The organism is Leifsonia sp. NPDC056665, assembly GCF_042791795.1.
In the GTDB taxonomy this organism is placed as follows: domain Bacteria; phylum Actinomycetota; class Actinomycetes; order Actinomycetales; family Microbacteriaceae; genus Leifsonia.
The window spans coordinates 163,985-182,200 of record NZ_JBHTXK010000001.1; the positions used below are offsets into that span (position 1 = coordinate 163,985).

The following is an 18,216-nucleotide window of genomic DNA, read 5'->3' on the forward strand; positions in this document are numbered from 1 at the left end:
GGGTTCAGGCTCCGACGGTGAGCCGGGCGCGCAGCCGGTCGGCGAGCGCGTCCGCGGTGTCGGCGACCTCGGCGAAGTAGCCGTCGTCCACCGTCCGCGTCGCGCGCAGGCGCTGCTCGCAGACCACGAGGGGGTCGCGCGCGGGCCAGGCGGACGGACCGGGCAGCACAGCGTCGATCAGGACGGGGCCCGCGCCGGACCTGGCGAGGTCCAGCGCCTTCACGGTGGCGTCGTGGACGGCGAGCGCGTCGGCGCCGTCGACCAGCAGGACGGGCATCCCGGCCCCCTCGGTGCGGCCGGAGCTGGACAGGAACACCACGGGCAGGGTGGCGGCTCGCGCGGTCGTCACCGCGGTGCGCAGCTCCGCCGCCGATCCGGCCCCGGCGCCGAGCGGGATGAGGGCGCACCCTCCTGTGCGGTCGAGCTTCGCGCAGAGCGCCCAGCCGACGGCGTGGGTCACCGGCCCCTCGACGGCGTCGGCGCCGCGCAGGGAACGCAGCACGGCCGCGGGGTCGGCGCCGAGGGCGATCGACATCCCCGGCTCGTGGGCGGTCGGGAAGGCCCGGTCGCGGGAGGTCTGCAGGGCGAGCGCCGCGCCCACCTGCACCGCCTCCCGGCCCCGGGAGTCGACATAGCCCGGGAGGACGCCGTGGCCGCGCAGGACGACCGCTTCGCGATCGAGGCGCCGGACGGTCGCCAGGGTCCGGTACAGCCGGCGGAGCAGTGCGGCGACGTCGGCGCCCGGTCCGCCGATCGACGCGCCGAGAGTCGGCTCGAGGATCGTGGGGGTCATGCAGGCCACTCTGACCGACCGTCGCGGAGGCGGCAACGCGCCGTCGACACGGCGTGCATCCTGCTCATCCGAGCAGCGGCCGGCCGTCTCCTGCTATACAGAGTGCCCTGGCGCCCGCCACAGCTTCGACGGCCACCAGATCGCGCGACCCACGTCGTACGACACCGCGGGCACGAGCAGCGAGCGCACCAGCACGGTGTCGAGCAGCACGCCGAACGCGACGATGAACGCGATCTGCACCAGGAACAGGATCGGGATGACCGCGAGCGCCGCGAAGGTCGCCGCGAGCACCACGCCCGCCGATGTGATGACGCTGCCGGTCATCCCGAGCCCGCGCAGGATGCCGGGCCGGGTGCCGAGCCGCAGCGACTCCTCCCGCACGCGCGTCATCAGGAAGATGTTGTAGTCCACACCGAGCGCGACCAGGAACACGAAGCCGAACAGCGGCACGCTCGCGTCGGCCCCAGGGAACCGGAACAGATGGTCGAACACCAGCGCGGAGACGCCGAGCGCCGCCGCGTACGACAGCACGACGCTGCCGATCAGCAGCACCGGCGCGAGGATCGACCGGAGCAGCAGCATCAGCACCAGCAGGATCACCAGCAGCACGATCGGGATGATCCGCAGCAGGTCCCTCTGCGCCGTGTCGTTGGTGTCGAGGGCGATCGCGGTGGCGCCGCCGACGAGCACGCCGGGCCCCGCCCCCGATACTGCCGACGGGAGGTCGCGGCGCAGGTCGCGGACCACCTGCTCGGCCGCGGCCGAGTCGGGCTGCGCCTTCAGGGTCGCCTGGATGAGGACGCGGCCGTCCTTCACGACCGGCGGCGGCGCGCTCTGGCCCGGCTGGGCCGGCCGCACGTTCCCCGCGTAGAGGGTCGCGGCCGAGATGCCGTCGTTCTTCTTCGCGGCGGCGAGCACGGCGTCCCCGTCGGCCTCCTTCGCGATGATGACGACCGGCGCCCCCGACCCGGCGTCGAAGTGCTTCGCGAGCACCTTCTGGCCGTCGACCGCGTCCGACTGGGTGAGCACCAGCGCGGTCTGCTCGACTCCGTTCGCCTTGAGCTGCGTCAGTCCGAACGCGCACGCGACGAGCACGACGAACGACACGATCCAGGTCACGCGCGGCCGGTGCGCGATGAGGAGGCCGACGCGCCGCCAGACGCCGCGGAAGCCCTCCAGCCCGGCCACCCGTTCCGTGCCCTCGTGCTTGTGGTCGTGCGCGTGCTCGCCGCCTGCGTACTTCGGCCGGAACGGCCAGAACGCCGCCCGCCCGAACACCGCGAGCAGGGTCGGCAGCAGCGTCAGCGCCGACAGCAGCGAGAAGACGATCCCGATCGCGGCGATCGGGCCGAGGCTCTTGTTCGAGTTGAGGTCGGAGAACAGCAGGCAGAGCAGCGCGAGGATGACCGTTGCCCCGGAGGCCAGGATCGGCTCGAACGCCGCCCGCCACGCTTTCACGATCGCCGTCCAGCGCGACTCGTCGTGCTCCAGCGACTCCCGGTAGCGGGCGACGAGCAGCAGCGAGTAGTCGGTCGCCGCGCCGATCACGAGGATGGAGAGGATGCCCTGGCTCTGGCCGCTGAGCTTGATCCAGCCCCACAGCGCGAACAAGTAGACGACGAGGATGGCCGCGCACAGCGCGAACACCGAGGTGAGCAGCACCAGGACCGGCAGCAGCAGCGCCCGGTACACCAGCAGCAGGATCACGAACACGGCGCCCACGGCCACAAGCAACAGGATGCCGTCGATGCCGCCGAACGCGTTGACCAGGTCGGCGGTCAGCCCGGCCGGTCCGGTGACCCAGCCCTGCGTCCCGGAGGGCAGCTCGCTCTTCAGGACGCTGCGCAGGTCGGCGACCACGGTCTTCACGTTGTTCGTGTCCGCGACCGGGACGATGAACTCGACCGCGCGGCCGTCTTGCGAGGGGATGGGACCTGCGACGCTCGTACTCTGGCCGGACTCCGGAGCCTGCACGCCCGTCACGTCCCCGAGCTTCGCGCCGAGGACAGCGAACGAGGCGAGGTCGCTCGGCGGGATGGCGGAGTCGGACTGGACGACCACGATCGCGGGCACCGCCTGCGAGTCGGTGAAGCGCTTCTGCCAGTCCTGCACCGCGGTCGACTCGGCGCTGGCCGGCAGGAATGCGGCCTGGTCGTTGCTGGACACCCCGGAGAGCTTGCCGAAAGTGGGTCCGCCGAGGCTCCCGGCGACGAACCAGATCACGATGACGACGGTGGGCAGCACGATGCGCAGCCAGCGGGCCGGAGTCCAGTCGGATCGGGTCTTCATCTGCGCGCCTCCGGATTAGCTAGCCTGGTTAGTAATCAGCCTAGCGCGCATGAGAAGGATCACGCCAGCCGGGAACGATTCTCACAAAAGACACCCGACTCGATTCGTTGAGTGCGTTGTCAGTGCACGCAAGAGAGCCCCCCACGTCCGAAACGAAGGGGGCTCTTGCTGCTTTGTGAGCCGGTTAGCACTCGTCGCAGCGACGGGTAGCGCCCCCGCGACCTTCTCGACGGTTCTGCGGAGAAATCCGCTTGCCCTCCGGGCACGCGTCGTTGTCATGCCAAACATCGGTGCGCGTCGGCGGATTCTTTTCGGGAGTGATGGTGTGGTACTCGTTGGACATTTCGCTGCCTTCCGATCGGTGGGCGTCATTACCCGCTGCAAACCGTACGCCCGCTTTGTTTACGAGAGAAGACGGAGACGCCCAACCCCATGCCGAGGGCTTACGCGTCCAACGTGCTGAAGCTTCGCCGGTGGTCTTTGGCTGCTCATGCCAGACCGGCATCCTTGGGCACTCCAGCTAGACGACTTCCGCCCCCGCGTGCGCCAGCTCCGCCAGAGCCGCCTCCGACGACTCCGCCGCGACCCCCGCCACGAGCTCGGTCAGCACGCGCACGCGCTGGCCGTGGCTCAGCGCGTCCAGCGCGGACGCCCGCACGCAGTAGTCGGTCGCGATCCCCACCACGTCGACCGTGTCGATCCCGTGCTCGTCCAGGAGGTTGTGGACCGTCGAGCCGGCGTCCGTGCGCCCCTCGAAGATCGAGTAGGCCGGGACGCCCTGCCCCTTGCGGATGTGGTAGCCGACGCGGGACGTGTCGAACGCGGGATGGTACTCCGCGCCGTCCGTGCCCGCGACGCAGTGCGCGGGCCAGGTGTTCACGAAGTCCGGCTCGGCGTCGGTCGCGAAGTGGCCGCCGTTGTCGTTGTCGCGGTCGTGCCAGTCGCGGCTCGCGAGGATGATCGCGTACTCGTCGGAGTGCGCGCGGAGGTGCTCGGTGATGGCCGCCGCCACCGCCGCTCCCCCATCTACGCCGAGCGCTCCGCCCTCGGTGAAGTCGTTCTGCACGTCGATGATGAACAGCGCCTTGCCCATCGCCGCCTCCCCTGCTCGGCCGACGCCCGGCTCAGCCGTTGGTGAGGTTGTCCCCGCACTTGTAGAAGCCGGTCGTCAGCGTGTCGATCGCCTGCTTGGCATTGTCGCTCACCGGGCCGAGCGCGTACACAGCGAACGTGAGCTGCGTTCCGTCCGCCGCGTCGATGATCCCCGAGAGCGTGTAGCCGTTGTTGATCCAGCCGGTCTTGGCGTGCACGGACCCGTCCGCGACCGAGCTCGCCCCGGTGAACCGGCTGTAGCCCGGCCCGAGCGTCCCGGTCCGGCCGGAGATCGGCAGCCCGTCGTAGACCACGCCGAGCCCGTTCTGCCGGTTGAGCACCTTGATGAAGAGCTGCGTCAGATACGACGGCGGCACGGCGTTGTCGCCGCTCAGCCCGGAGCCGTCGGCGATGTGGATGCCGGTGGTGTCGATGCCGTAGGTCTTCAGCCCGGCCAGCACGCCCGCGTTCTCGGCGGCGAAGGTGTTGCCCGCGCCGGTCTTGATGGCGACGAGCCGGGCGAGCTCCTCCATGATCGTGTTGTCGGAGTACGTCATCGCCTGGTCGATCAGCGTGGTCACCGGCTGCGACTGGACCGCCGCGAGCTGGCGGGCTCCCGCCGGGGCGGTGCCGGAAGTGACAGGGACGTTGGTGCCGAGGTACTGCTGGAAGTACTGCACCGCGCGGCCGACCGGGTCGGTGCTGCGCGGCGACTCGACGGCGCCGGGGTCGTTGCGGTCGCCGTCCACCATCAACGCGGACATGTACGGCGTCGAGCCCTCGACGACGCGCTCCTCGTGCTCGTCCCAGCTCGGCTGCCACAGCGGGCCGCCGAACAGCGACGCGTCCACCACGATCGAGGTCACGGGCGCTCCGCCGAGCGCCTGCTTGGTCTGGGCGGCGAGGTCCTGGATGGAGGGCGCGTTCGTGTAGAAGGCGCCCTGGCCTCCCGGGAGGCGCGACAGGGTCACGTCTCCGCCGCCGACGATGACGACCTGGCCGGGCACGCTGCCCGCGACGACCGTGGTCTGGACGCGGTAGTCCGGGCCGAGGGTCGCGAGGGCGGCGGCGGAGGTCAGCGTCTTGAGCACGGACGCGGTCGGGCCGGGCTTGCCGCCGTTCCGGTCGAACAGCACCTGACCGGTCTTGGCGTCGACGACCTGAGCCTCCAGGTTGCCGAGCCGGCCGTCCTGGGCCAGGGAGGCCACCGAGCAGGTGCGGATGCGGCTCGCGGCCGGCTGCGCGGCAGGAACCGGGCGCGCCGGGTCGGCGGTGGGGGTGGGTGTCGGGGTGGGCGTGCGGGTCGCGGAATGGGTCGGCGGCGCGGCGGCCGCGGCCCCGGCCGGCGCCAACCCGACCGTCGCACCGAGAGCCACGCTGCCCGCGCCGAGGAGCACGAACGCGACGGTGGCGCCGGCGACGATCCAGGCCTTCGGGTGCGTGCGGATGGCGGACATGACCCCCGCGACGGCGCCGCTGACAGCGCCCATCACCGCGGCGCCCGCACCCGCCCCGGCGGCCGAGCGACGGCCGGAAGGGGTCGCTCCCGCCCCGGGCTCGCTCGTCGCAGAGGAGTCCCCGGTGGGGAGAACAGAGTTCGAGGGGTTCGTCGATTCAGACCCGGTGCCGTCGGTTGCACCGGAGTCGCGCTGGTCCGGTTCGCGCATCCGGGTATCGTACCGGCGTTCCCTGAGAGCGCCAGTCCGCGGGTTCCGCAGCGCCTGGGGCCATCACTCCCGCGCTCCTCCCGCACGCACCCGGCGCGTCGCGGGAGGAGTCGAGGAAGCGATGGCGGCTCACGGCACGGCGAGCACCTGGTAGTTGGCGAACTTCACGGTGATCGGCGACACGGTCGCCGCTCCCGAGAGGTAGGCTCGCAGCCCGACGCTGCCGAACGACTGCAGGGCGGCGGTGGAGTCGGTGAGGCTCACCTGCCACGACGCAGGCTCGGTCTGGGTGGCCGCCCAGACCTTGGCCTGCAGCGTCGTCGGCGAGGTGCCGACCGCCTGGACGCGCAGGTTCAGCTGCATGCCGGGGGTGTAGGCGACTCCGCTCACGACCGCGGAGGTCAGCGTCGTTCCGCTCTGCAAGAGCTGGACCTGCACGGCGCCGCTGGAGTTGATCCACGCCCGGCCCTCATACGCGACCGAGCCGACCTGCCGCGCGAGCGCCGAGACGTAGAGGCCCCCTCCGGTCGGAGCGATGTCGCTCGTGAACGTGACGGTGTTGTCCGTGCGGCTGGACGAGACGGAGTTCAGCGTCGCCGTGCGGGTGGTGCCCGCCGGGTCGTTCATGTTGCCGGTGCCGGACCCGACCGTATACGAGCCTGCGGTGCCGGAGACCGTCCACGACCCTCCGGTCTGCGCCGCGCCCCAGCCGCTCGCCGACGTGCGGGCGAAGTTGTCCTGCGCGAGCGTGTTGCCGGTGCTCGCCGTCACCGTCACCGACTTCGACTGGGAGTTCGTCGCGCCCTGGTTGTCGGTCACGGTGAGGGTCACCGTGTAGGTGCCCGCTGACGCGTAGGAGTGGTTGGCGGTCGAGCCCGTCGCCGTCGCGCCGTCGCCGAAGGTCCAGGCGTAGGAGGCGATGGTGCCGTCCGGATCACTGGAGGCCGTCCCGTCGACGCTCACCGTCAGACCGTTCGTCCCGTAGCTGAACGAAGCGACCGGCGGCTGGTTCGTTCCGCCTCCGGCGATCACCACTCTGTTGCCGACCCGCGCGATCGAGTTCCCGTCCGGATCGGTCACGGTCAGCGTGTAGGTGTGCGCGCTGCCCGGCGCCAGGCCGCTGTCCGTGAAGCCCATCGGACCGGTGTTCCAGAAGTTGTTGCTCTTCACGGCGGTGTAGACCGGGTGGGCGGTGTCGCCGTCGCGGGACAGCGCGTAGGTGAGCTGGATGTTGTCCTGATCGAACGTCGACGTCCACGCGATCTTGGCCTGCCCGGACGTCGAGGAGGTCGCCGTCGGCGTCAGCGCGGTGTTGTTGTTCGGTCCGGTGGTGCTGCGCTGGACGCTGTCGAACGCGAAGCGGGTGAGGCCGTACTGCGCCTGGCCGTTCACCGACGGGAACTCGCCGCCCGCCACCAGATAGCGGCTGTCGCCCGCCAGGCTCCACACCGCCTGCCCTTGCCCGGTGAACGACCCGGTGGTCCAGGCCGGGAACCAGGTCTGCTGCGTCGGGGCCGGCTGGCCCTTGAAGTTCGCGTACGAGCGGTTGCCGTTGTTGGTCAGCAGGTGGGTCTCGGCGAGCGAGAATGCGAGGGTGTGGTGGTACGAGCGCGGATTCGTCTCAGGGAAGCCACCGACGTTGGTGCAGTCGTGCGGATGGCCCGCGACGTAGAGCGCGCCGCCCAGGGGCTGCACCGTGTAGGTGTCGCCGTGGCAGTCCTCCATCCAGTACAGGGCGCCGGTCACCGCGTCGGCGGAGAAGCTCCCCTCGAAGTTGCCGCCGGAGCCGAACACGTAGCCCGAGCCGTAGACGTTGGTCGAGGTGGCGGAGAGGGCGGTGATCCCGGCGTTGATCCCGGCATCCTTGATGATGTTGTTCGCCGGGAACGGCATGGTCGCGCCCGTGGTGCCGTCCAGCATGACGAGGCCGTAGTGGTTCTCGCCGTTGACATGCTGGAACCGGCCGCCGGCGTAAACCCTGCTCCCGTCCGGGCTGACCGCCATCGCGTCGACCACATAGTCGGCGGACGCCTTCCAGGCAGTGATCAGCGAGCCGTTGGTCGGGTCGAGCTTCGCCATGTAGCCCGTGGCGGTGCCGTTGACGCTGGTGAAGGTCCCGCCTGCGTAGACGGCTGTGTTGGTCACGGCCAGCGCGCGCACCTGGCTCGCCATCGCGGGGCGGAACGAGCTGATGACCTGGCCGGTGGCGGTGCTGATGGCCACGATCCGGTAGTAGCTGGCTCCCCCCGCCGTGGTGAAGTCGCCGGCGAGGTAGACGCGGGACCCGTCAGGCGACGGCGCGACCGCGAGCGCCTGGGCGTTGAGCGGCACGTTGATGCTCGTGTTCAGCACGCCGGTGGTGACGTTGTAGACGAGGAAGTTGCTGCGCGGCGTGTTGTTCGATCCGGCGGGCGACCCGGCCGGCCGGGCGTTGTTGAACTTGCCCGCGACGTACACGTTGTCGCCGACGACCCACTGGTCCCAGGCGACGCCGTCCATCTGGGTGGTCGGGAGCGCCGTCGCGCCCACTGTCGGCGGCGAGGCCGGGTCGCTGGGATTCGGCGGCATCGTGTCGGCCGAGGCCGGCGCGGCCAGCGACACCCCTCCCCCGATCAGCAGCAGCGCGCTCGCCGCTGCAGTCAACATGCCGAGCACACGCGCCCGACGAGGTCCCCGTGTCGTTTCCATGACATCCCCAAGGCAAACTGACTAATCCTCAATTTGCCGTTGAGTCTACGCCGGACGACCCCCGCGCGCACAGAGGAACGACCTGTCTCCGCAGACTTGCAGAAACACGGAAGAAAGAAGGACCGAAACGGAGCCGCCCAAGGGAATCGAACCCTTGACCTTCTCATTACGAGTGAGAAATATTACAAGCGAGAACGCGGCAGAAACCCCTGGATTTCCGGGCCAAATGGTCAAACTAGGGGTTACTCCCCACATAACTCCCCACATTCCCCTGACGCCATACGCCCGTTCCGGGAGGCTATTGGGCCACCCGCGGCGGTTCTGCCGCCTCGACGTTCCGCGTTGAAGCGGCGTCGGCCGTGTTCTCACATCAGCCCTCCAAGTCTCCGCATAGAACTCTGGCCAGGGCATAAACGCCCAGGTCTGGTTGTCGGCGCAGCATCGCCGGCGGAGAATCCCATGACTTCAACTAGCCCCGCCATCGAAGCCACTCTCGCACCGCACGTGAACGTCTCACTCTGCGTGCAGCCGATTGGCGTCGACACCGACACCGCCGCGCGCCTGCTCGGCATGTCGGTGTCGATGTTTCGGCTCCACGTGCGCCGCGGAGACATCACCCCGCGCTTCTCCGGCACGAAGCCTCTCTTCGCCCTTGAGGACCTGAGAACGTTCTTCTCAAACCTCCCCACGCGGGGACGCGCGCTCTAACGAACCCAGGGCGCGGGCGGCGAGCACGCTCCATCTTTGGATGCGGGCCTCGTCACCCGCGCGCATCTTTTGCGCCGACAATGCCCCCATGGTGGACGGCGGCTATCCTGCGCTCACTCCGGGGGCCGAACTGCAGACCGCGGCCGAGTTCACTTGGACAGCCTTAAGGTGCGTCCACCGACGAGCCCTCGGACGCGCAGATCCTATGTAGCGAGGGCCGTTTCGGTTTGAGCGGGGCTCAAGCCTCGCGCCACCAGGATTGTGGGTCGTGTGGTCGTATGGCATGACTGCGGGTGCCCCACTTCGGATGGTCACCCCTACCGTGTCTCGCCACGATTGAGGGTCGGCAGGGGCGACCGGTCGGTGTCAGGCGGCTTTCGCGAACGCAGCGTCGACGGCGTCAGCGAATGCGGCCAGGGACGGGAACTCCAGGTCGGGCTTCACGGCCACGCGAGGGTCGGGGGTTGCGCCCCAGCCGGGCTGGTTGTGGCGCCGGTTGATCCAGACACCGGGGATCCCCTTTTCTCGTGCGGGGACGTGGTCGTGGAAGAGTGACTGTGCCACGTGGAGCAGCCTCCCGGTGGCGCCGATCTCATCGACGCGCTTGAGGAGAGCGTCGAAATTCGCCGGGTTCGGCTTGTAGGTTCCGATGTCCTGGGCGGTGAGGATCTCGTCGAACTCGACGCCCAGCCTGCGATTGCTGCCGGCGAACCCGTCCCGGTTCACGTTGGAGAGGATGATGAGCTTGTAGTGCTTCTTCAGCCGCGCCAGCGCCTCTGCGGAATCAGGGAACGCGGGCCAGTCGGGCACCGAGTTTCCGAGCGCGTCGGCATCGGCGGCGGTCACTTCGAATCTGAGCGCTCGACCGGTGCGGCGGAACGCTTTCCGGAGGACGTCGGGGTAGAGCGTCGTCGGCGCCTCCTCCTCAACGGCGGCTTCGTGCTCGGAGTAGGCCACGAGGACATCCTCATCGGTGATCGATGGGTCGAAGCTTCGCGCCCACGGACCCAGCACAGCGGCGATCCCCGCTTCCCAGTCGATGAGCGTCCCGTAGCAATCGAAGCTGAGTGCGTCGTAATCGGTCAGGTTGATGGTCATGGTGTTCCTTCGTTGATATGAGTGCGGGATGGTCGCGCTCAGGAGGGTTCCTCTGAGAGCGACGCGACGAGGTAGCGCTCGGCGTCGTCGATGTGGTCTCGCCAGAGGGAGAGCGCCTCCTCGGTGTCGCCGGACTGAAGTGCACCCAGCAGCGCCGCGTGCTCCTCGTATAGCTCGGTGAGGCTGGCGTAGCGCGATCGGAGCAGCCCGATCATGAGTGGACGAGGCTGCTCGCTCGCGCTACCAGTGCGGGCTGGAACTTCTTGTGCACAGCAGGACCGTCGGGATCGGTCTCTAGCCGCAGGAGCAGGTCCATCGCAGTGAAGCCGATCTCGCGACTTGGTTGCCTGATGGAGGAAAGGGGGACCATTGCTGCCGAAGCGAACTCGATATCGTCGTATCCGATCAGCGCGATGTCATCCGGGACGCGGATGCCGGCGTGTGCGAGGCTCTGCAACAGCCCGATACCGATGAGGTCATTCGCCGCGAAGACGGCATCCGGGCGATCCTGTGGCAATCGGTCGGCCAGCAAGGAGCCAACTTTGCTGCCCGCTTCGATCGTGAGGTTCTCGGTCTGCAGTCGCTCGACCTTGCCTGGGCCGAGAATCTCGCTCGCTCCGTCGTAGCGGTCAGCGACCTGGGCGATGCTGAAAGGTCCGCCCGCAAAGGCAACGCGACGGCGCCCCTGGCCTGCCAGATGCTCAGCGGCGAGCCGGCCACCCGCTCGATCATCAACGGTGACGGAATTGAATGACGGATCAAAGCTCGTCCTGTCGACGAGCACGGCCGGAATGCCGCGCTCGGCCAGACGATGTAGCCGTGAAGCGGCTTCTCCCACCGGCGAGATGAGTACTCCACGAAGGCGCTCTTGCTCGAACATGGTCAAGTAAGCACGCTCGCGTTCCTCGTTCTCGTCCGAGTTGCCGATCAACACAGAGAGCCCATCCTCGGCTGCCCGGTCCTCGGCGCCTCGGATGAGAGAAGCGAAGAATGGGTTCCCCACATCGAGGACAACCATCCCGACCCCGGCACTGCGACCCACTCTGAGCTGTCGAGCCGCATTGTTCCGCACGAAGCCCAGGTCATCGATTGCCTGGCGAACTCTCATTAAAGCCGCTTCCGAGACTCGTTCAGGCCGGTTAAGGACATTCGATACCGTCCCGACCGATACACGTGCGGTCGCCGCAACCTCTCGAATGCTTACCGATGGCATGAGGCTCCTCGCGGTGTTCAATCCAAACCGAGTTTGACGATACGCAACAATTGTGGCATAGTTCTTGTATCGTTTCAATAGCCTATTCATCGGCGCTTCCGAGAGGTTTGACATCGTGGCCGACTTCGCGACAATTCAGAATCAGCTGGCGCTGCAGGCGATCGAGCTTCCTTCGTGGGCGTTCGGCAACTCGGGCACGCGCTTCCGCGTGTTCGGCACTCCGGGCACGGCTCGCGACCCGTTCGAGAAGATCTCGGACGCGGCGCAGGTGAACAAGCACACCGGTCTCGCGCCGACGGTCGCCTTGCACATCCCGTGGGACAAGGTCTCGTCGTACTCCGACCTCCGCTCGCACGCCGAGGACAACGGCGTGGAGCTCGGCACGGTGAACTCGAACACGTTCCAGGACGACGACTACAAGTTCGGGTCGGTCACGCACTGGGACGACCGGATCCGGCAGAAGGCGATCGATCACCACTTCGAGTGCATCGACATCATGGACGAGACCGGGTCGCGTGACCTGAAGATCTGGCTCGCGGACGGCACGAACTATCCGGGTCAGGACTCGCTGCGTGCCCGGCAGGACCGGCTGGCGGACAGCCTCCAGAAGATCTACGAGCGCATCGGCGAGGGCCAGCGACTGGTGCTGGAGTACAAGTTCTTCGAGCCGTCGTTCTACCACACGGATGTTCCGGACTGGGGCACCAGCTACGTGCAGACCGCGGCGCTCGGCGAGCGGGCGCTGGTGTGCCTGGACACCGGCCACCACGCGCCGGGGACGAACATCGAGTTCATCGTGATGCAGCTCCTGCGCCTCGGGAAGCTCGGCTCGTTCGACTTCAACAGCCGGTTCTACGCCGACGACGACCTGATCGTGGGCGCCGCCGACCCGTTCCAGCTGTTCCGGATCGTGTTCGAGGTCATCCGCGGCGGCGGCTACGCCAACCCGGACGTCGCGTTCATGCTCGACCAGTGCCACAACCTGGAGGCGAAGATCCCGGGCCAGATCCGCTCGGTGCTGAACGTGCAGGAGGCCACCGCCAAGGCGCTGCTGGTCGACACCGAGGCGCTCGCCGCCGCGCAGACCGCAGGCGACGTGCTCGCGGCCAACACGGTGTTCATGGACGCCTTCAACACGGACGTCCGCGCCGACCTGGCCGCCTGGCGCGAGACCCGCGGCCTCCCCGCCGACCCGATGGCCGCCTACAAGGCCTCCGGCTACCAGCAGAAGATCGAGACCGAACGTGTCGGCGGCACCCAGGCGAGCTGGGCGGCTTAGTCTAGGCAATCGCACCCGTGAACGAGACCCAAACCCGGTGGTGCAGCTCCACTACGTTCCGGCCGGAAGGCGGGAAGGAATCTGGGCGAGGCAGCGTGCAGGTGCGAACGCTCGGGCCGCTCAACTTGACATACTCGCGTCGTGGGATGACACGGCACGTCAGATACAGCTAGATGCGGCGACGGATGTGACCTGTTGGGACCTCAAGACCGTCGAGTCCATCTCGGAAAAGCAGCTCCGTACCGTGCTCGTGAGCTTCTTCAGCACCGTTATTCGAGACAACGCTTTCTGGCTGACGACGATGAGGGTGCATTGCATGGACGCGCTTAGCTTCGAGCTGCTCGTCGCATCGCGAGCCGAGCTTGCTCGCAACCTGAACCTGGCAACTCGTGGGGGCTTGCGAACCCTCATCATCAACCTATTCGAACCAACGAAGAAAGCGATCGACGAATGACGAACGAGACCGTCGCGGCCCTCCTGGCCCGGTCGAACCGCCTGGGCGCCGACCCGAAGAACACGAACTACGCCGGGGGCAACACGTCCGCGAAGGGCGTGGAGACCGACCCGGTGACCGGGGAGCCGGTCGAGCTGCTGTGGGTGAAGGGCTCCGGCGGCGACCTCGGCACCCTGACCGAGCAGGGGCTGGCAGTGCTGCGGCTGGACCGGCTGCGCGCGTTGCAGAACGTGTACGCGGGTGTGGACCGTGAGGACGAGATGGTCGCGGCGTTCGACTACACGCTGCACGGCAAGGGCGGCGCGGCCCCCTCGATCGACACGGCCATGCACGGCCTGGTGGACGCGGCGCACGTCGACCACCTGCACCCGGACTCCGGCATCGCCATCGCGACCGCCGCGGACGGGGAGGCGCTGACGTCGACGATCTTCGGAGGTCGCGTGGTGTGGGTGCCGTGGCGTCGCCCCGGCTTCCAGCTCGGCCTCGACATCGCGGCGATCAAGGCGGCGAACCCGGACGCGATCGGCACCGTACTCGGCGGCCACGGCATCACCGCGTGGGGCGACACCAGCCAGGAGGCCGAGGCCAACTCGCTGTGGATCATCCAGACCGCCGCCGACTACATCGAGGCTCACGGCCGCCCGGAGCCGTTCGGGCCATCATTGGCCGGATACGAGCCTCTTCCTGAGAAGGAGCGCCGGGCGAAGGCCGCGGCTCTCGCTCCGAACCTGCGTGCCATCGCCTCTACCGACCGGGCGCAGGTTGGCTCGTTCACCGACGACGAAGTGGTGCTCGACTTCCTCGCGTCCTCCGAGCACCCGCGACTCGCCGGCCTAGGCACGAGCTGCCCCGACCACTTCCTGCGCACGAAGGTCAAGCCACTCGTGCTCGATCTTCCCGCTGACGCGTCCATTGAGGACTCGGTCGCGCGGCTCGGAGAGCTACACGAGCAGTACCGCGCCGACTACCAGGCCTACTACGACCGACACGCGACCGCCGACTCCCCCGCGATCCGCGGCGCCGACCCGGCCATCGTGCTCATCCCGGGCGTCGGGATGTTCTCCTACGGCAAGGACAAGCAGACCGCCCGAGTTGCCGGCGAGTTCTACATCAACGCCATCAACGTGATGCGCGGCGCCGAGGCGGTCTCGACCTACGCGCCCATCTCGGACGCCGAGAAGTTCAACATCGAGTACTGGTCGCTGGAGGAGGCCAAGCTGCAACGGCTACCCAAGCCCAAACCGCTCGCCGGCCGCATCGCGCTCGTCACCGGTGCGGCCTCCGGGATCGGTAAGGCCATCGCGACCCGGCTCGCGGCGGAGGGCGCGTGCGTCGTCATCGCCGACCTCGACCTCGAGAAGGCGCAGGCTGCCGCCGCGGAAATCGGCAACGCGGACGTCGCGATCGGCGTCGCCGCGAACGTCACCGACGAGAGGGCCATCGGCGCAGCGATCCAGGACGCGTTGCTCGCGTTCGGCGGCTTGGACCTCGTCGTCAACAATGCTGGCCTGTCCATCTCCAAGCCGCTGCTGGAGACGACGACGGCCGACTGGGACCTCCAGCACGACGTCATGGCCAAGGGCTCGTTCCTGGTCTCCCGAGCTGCCGCGAAGGTGCTGATCGACCAGAAGCTCGGCGGCGACATCGTCTACATCTCGTCCAAGAACTCGGTTTTCGCCGGGCCGAACAACATCGCCTACTCGGCGACGAAGGCCGACCAGGCCCACCAGGTGCGCCTGCTGGCCGCCGAGCTCGGCGACCACGGCATCCGCGTCAACGGCATCAACCCGGACGGCGTGGTCCGCGGCTCCGGAATCTTCGCAGGTGGCTGGGGCGCCAAGCGGGCCGCGGTCTACGGCGTGCCCGAGGAGGAGCTGGGCCAGTACTACGCCCAGCGCACCCTCCTCAAGCGGGAGGTGCTGCCGGAACACGTCGCGAACGCGGTGTTCGTGCTGTGCAGCAGCGACCTCGACCACACCACGGGCCTGCACATCCCGGTCGATGCGGGCGTCGCGGCGGCGTTCCTGCGATGAGCGCGACGGCAGGCGCGGTCGCGGCCGTCGACCTCGGCGCGACGAGCGGCCGGGTCATGCACGCCCGCATCGGCGCGAACACGCTCGAGCTGAGCGAGGTCGCACGCTTCCTCAACACGCCTGTGCGCTTATGGGAAGGTGAGCGCGCCGCGCTGCATTGGAACGTCGCGGGCCTCTGGACCAGAGTGCTTGAGGGCCTCGGCTCGGTTGCCCGCAGTGAACCGGGCCTTGCGAGCATTGGCGTGGACTCCTGGGCGGTCGACTACGGGCTCCTTGAACGTGGCCGGCTGCGCGGCGAGCCGTACCACTATCGCGACGAGCGCACCCAGCGCGGTGTCGAGCTGGTGCATGCCGTGGTCGAGCCGAGCGAGCTGTACCGCGAGGGGGGCCTCCAGTTCCTCCCGTTCAACTCGCTGTACCAGCTGGCCGCCGACGCCGCTGACGGGGCGCTGGAGACAGGCGACGGCTTCCTCCTCATCCCGGATCTCATCACGTACTGGCTGACGGGGCGGCAGAGGGCCGAGCGCACCAACGCGTCGACGACCGGTCTCCTCTCCAGCGACGGATCATGGAATGACGGCTTGATCGCCCGCCTCGGACTCAACCGCTCGGTGTTCCCGGAGCTGGTGGACGCCGGTACTGCCATCAGCCCGTTGCTTCCGTCGCTCGCCACGGACCTCCGATTCGCAGCCAGTGGCCCAACGGTCACCGCCGTGGGATCGCACGATACCGCCTCCGCTGTGGTCGCTGTACCGATGGACGCGTCCCGAGCGGCGTACATCTCCTGTGGCACCTGGGGCCTCGTCGGCGTCGAACTGGAGCACCGCGTGGTCACGGACGAAGGGCGCGAGGCGAACTTCACCAATGAGGGCGGTGTCGACGGTCGCGTCCGTTACCTGCACAACGTCATGGGTCTGTGGCTGCTCAGCGAGTCCATACGCGAATGGCAGCGGCGCGGTCTCCACGTAGATCTCGAAGGATTGCTTGCGGAGGCGGCGGAGCTTCCGCGCCCGAGCGACGTGTTCGACGCGGAGGACCCGCGCTTCCTCGCGCCGGGAGACATGCCCTCCCGCATCGGTGCCTGGTTCTCAGAACGCGGCTTGCGTGTGCCGGCCTCCCCCGCCGGCGTCGTCCGCATTATCGTCGAGAGCCTCGCCGCCGCGTTCGCGCAGACCGTGCGCACTGCCGCACAGCTGACAGGCGTCGGCGTCGAGGCCATCCACATCGTCGGCGGCGGCGCTCGGAATGCCCTGCTGTGCCAGGCAACTGCCGACCGCATCGGACTTCCCGTGCTCGCCGGTCCCGTCGAGGCCACCGCCATCGGCAACGTACTGGTACAGGCGCGCGCCGTCGGTCTCCTCTCGGGCGACCTGGAGACGCTTCGCGCCCTGGTGGCCCGCACCTCTCAGATCGTCCGGTACAACCCTTCGTTAGGAACGCCCTCATGTTGAATCGTCAATTCCCAAGGCCGGCTGAGCTGCTGGAGCTGATGCAGTTCAAGAAGCCCGAACTCAACGGGAAGAAGCGCCGCTTGCAGTCGGCGTTCACGATCGAGGACCTCCGCGCGATCGCGAAGCGACGCACGCCGAAGGCCGCCTTCGATTACACCGAGGGCGCGGCGGAGGGCGAGCTGTCGCTGGCCCGCGCCCGGCAGGCGTTCCAGGACATCGAGTTCCATCCGTCGATCCTGCGCGACGTCTCCGCCGTCGACACCTCGTGCGAGATCTGGGGCGGACCTTCCGCGATGCCTTTCGGCATCGCACCGACCGGTTTCACCCGGCTGATGCAGACGGAGGGCGAGACCGCGGGTGCGGGAGCCGCGGGCGCCGCGGGCATCCCGTTCACGCTGTCGACACTGGGCACGACCTCCATCGAGGGTGTCAAGGCGGCCAACCCGACGGGTCGCAACTGGTTCCAGCTGTATGTCATGCGGGATCGCGAGATCTCCTACGAGCTCGTCCGGCGTGCCGCGGCCAACGGCTTCGACACCCTGTTCTTCACGGTCGACACCCCGGTCGCCGGTGCGCGGCTGCGCGACAAGCGCAACGGCTTCTCCATCCCGCCACAGCTCACCCTCGGCACCGTGATCAACGCGATCCCGCGGCCGTGGTGGTGGTACGACTTCCTCACCACGCCCAAGCTGGAGTTCGCGTCGCTGTCCTCCACCGGAGGCACCGTCGGCGAGCTGCTCGACGCCGCGATGGACCCGTCGATCAGCTTCGCCGACCTCGATGTCATCCGGAGCATGTGGCCCGGCAAGATCGTGGTCAAGGGCGTGCAGAACGTCGAGGACTCGAAGAAGCTCGTCGACCTCGGCGTCGACGGCATCGTGCTCTCCAACCACGGCGGCCGCCAGCTCGACCGCGCACCGATCCCCTTCCACCTGCTGCCGAAGGTGGTGGAGGCCGTCGGCGACCGCACCGAGGTCGCGATCGACACCGGCATCATGAACGGCGCCGACATCGTCGCCGCCTACGCGCTCGGCGCGAAGTTCACCCTGATCGGCCGCGCCTACCTCTACGGGCTGATGGCGGGCGGCCGCGCCGGCGTGGACCGCACCATCCAGATCCTCGGCGACCAGGTCGTCCGCACCATGAAACTGCTGGAGGTGCCGACCCTCGCCGACCTCACCCCCGCGCACGTCACCCAGCTGCAGCGATTGGTACCCATGCCGAGTGGCCAGTTCGCTCCGTGATCTCACACTGCTTCGATGCGCGTAGGTGTTGCATCGGAGCCGCCCGCCATCTGTCTCCCCAGGCGTGCGCGGCCCCCGCCGTCGCGAAAACTACCGAGATGCGCGCAGGGAGGTCCTTTTCCGTTGTCATCGCAATTCGTCAATCGGCGAACATAGCCGGTAGACAAAGCGACCGCCGGCGTGGGGGGCGCCGGCGGTCGCAGTCTG

The 18,216-nt window shown here is 68.5% G+C and carries 14 protein-coding genes and 1 tRNA gene; 6 read left to right on the plus strand and 9 right to left on the minus strand.

Annotation, left to right across the window (positions count from 1 at the left end):
* Window positions 1–4: 4 nt before the first annotated feature.
* The 6 genes from ACFQ9V_RS00710 to ACFQ9V_RS00735 form a co-directional block, all read right to left on the minus strand.
* Window positions 5–793 carry a thiamine pyrophosphate-dependent enzyme gene (locus tag ACFQ9V_RS00710; RefSeq protein ID WP_382457267.1) on the minus strand — a complete coding sequence of 263 codons (789 nt, stop codon included), beginning with the start codon at window positions 791–793 and terminating at the stop codon, window positions 5–7.
* Window positions 794–886: 93 nt separating this feature from the next.
* Window positions 887–3,082 (minus strand): MMPL family transporter, encoded by a 2,196-nt coding sequence (locus tag ACFQ9V_RS00715; RefSeq protein WP_382457268.1) that lies wholly within the window; start codon window positions 3,080–3,082, stop codon window positions 887–889.
* 520 nt (window positions 3,083–3,602) lie between these two features.
* The gene (locus tag ACFQ9V_RS00720) at window positions 3,603–4,175 is read right to left on the minus strand and encodes an isochorismatase family protein (RefSeq protein WP_382457269.1); all 573 of its coding nucleotides are present in this window, start codon (window positions 4,173–4,175) and stop codon (window positions 3,603–3,605) included.
* A 31-nt stretch (window positions 4,176–4,206) separates the two neighbouring features.
* Entirely contained in the window at window positions 4,207–5,841 is a 1,635-nt protein-coding gene (locus ACFQ9V_RS00725) for a D-alanyl-D-alanine carboxypeptidase/D-alanyl-D-alanine-endopeptidase (RefSeq protein WP_382457270.1), read from the minus strand.
* Between the two features lie 129 nt (window positions 5,842–5,970).
* A complete protein-coding gene (locus tag ACFQ9V_RS00730) occupies window positions 5,971–8,487 on the minus strand; it encodes a PKD domain-containing protein (protein WP_382457271.1) in 2,517 nt (838 codons plus the stop codon).
* 173 nt (window positions 8,488–8,660) lie between these two features.
* Window positions 8,661–8,730, minus strand: a tRNA-Thr gene (locus ACFQ9V_RS00735).
* A gap of 303 nt (window positions 8,731–9,033) precedes the next feature.
* On the opposite strand from ACFQ9V_RS00735, the gene ACFQ9V_RS00740 reads away from it, so the two are divergent.
* A complete protein-coding gene (locus ACFQ9V_RS00740; RefSeq protein ID WP_382457272.1) occupies window positions 9,034–9,237 on the plus strand; it encodes a hypothetical protein in 204 nt (67 codons plus the stop codon).
* Between the two features lie 366 nt (window positions 9,238–9,603).
* Here the strand turns inward: ACFQ9V_RS00740 and ACFQ9V_RS00745 are convergent, their stop codons facing one another.
* The 3 genes from ACFQ9V_RS00745 to ACFQ9V_RS00755 are packed head-to-tail and all read right to left on the minus strand — an operon-like array spanning window position 9,604 to window position 11,662.
* Window positions 9,604–10,335 carry a haloacid dehalogenase type II gene (locus tag ACFQ9V_RS00745; RefSeq protein ID WP_382457273.1) on the minus strand — a complete coding sequence of 244 codons (732 nt, stop codon included), beginning with the start codon at window positions 10,333–10,335 and terminating at the stop codon, window positions 9,604–9,606.
* 38 nt (window positions 10,336–10,373) lie between these two features.
* Complete coding sequence (locus tag ACFQ9V_RS00750; RefSeq protein ID WP_382457274.1) at window positions 10,374–10,550, minus strand: FCD domain-containing protein; 177 nt, start codon at window positions 10,548–10,550, stop codon at window positions 10,374–10,376.
* The gene (locus ACFQ9V_RS00755; RefSeq protein WP_382457275.1) at window positions 10,547–11,662 is read right to left on the minus strand and encodes a LacI family DNA-binding transcriptional regulator; all 1,116 of its coding nucleotides are present in this window, start codon (window positions 11,660–11,662) and stop codon (window positions 10,547–10,549) included. The genes ACFQ9V_RS00750 and ACFQ9V_RS00755 overlap by 4 nt, the downstream gene beginning before the upstream one ends.
* Window position 11,663: 1 nt before the next feature.
* On the opposite strand from ACFQ9V_RS00755, the gene rhaI reads away from it, so the two are divergent.
* Genes rhaI through ACFQ9V_RS00780 form a run of 5 tightly spaced genes read left to right on the plus strand, consistent with a single transcriptional unit; the run spans window position 11,664 to window position 18,009 of the window.
* Complete coding sequence (gene rhaI / locus ACFQ9V_RS00760) at window positions 11,664–12,827, plus strand: L-rhamnose isomerase (RefSeq protein WP_382457276.1); 1,164 nt, start codon at window positions 11,664–11,666, stop codon at window positions 12,825–12,827.
* 37 nt (window positions 12,828–12,864) lie between these two features.
* On the plus strand, window positions 12,865–13,281 hold the full coding sequence (locus ACFQ9V_RS00765) for a hypothetical protein (protein WP_382457277.1): 417 nt from the start codon (window positions 12,865–12,867) through the stop codon (window positions 13,279–13,281).
* Window positions 13,278–15,314, plus strand: coding sequence for a bifunctional aldolase/short-chain dehydrogenase (locus tag ACFQ9V_RS00770; protein ID WP_382457278.1), 2,037 nt, complete (start codon window positions 13,278–13,280; stop codon window positions 15,312–15,314). Before ACFQ9V_RS00765 ends, ACFQ9V_RS00770 begins: the two co-directional genes overlap by 4 nt.
* Window positions 15,311–16,765: a rhamnulokinase family protein gene (locus tag ACFQ9V_RS00775; RefSeq protein WP_382457279.1), complete on the plus strand. Its 1,455-nt coding sequence runs from the start codon at window positions 15,311–15,313 to the stop codon at window positions 16,763–16,765. The genes ACFQ9V_RS00770 and ACFQ9V_RS00775 overlap by 4 nt, the downstream gene beginning before the upstream one ends.
* Entirely contained in the window at window positions 16,759–18,009 is a 1,251-nt protein-coding gene (locus tag ACFQ9V_RS00780; protein WP_382457280.1) for an alpha-hydroxy-acid oxidizing protein, read from the plus strand. Before ACFQ9V_RS00775 ends, ACFQ9V_RS00780 begins: the two co-directional genes overlap by 7 nt.
* Window positions 18,010–18,216 lie beyond the last annotated feature (207 nt).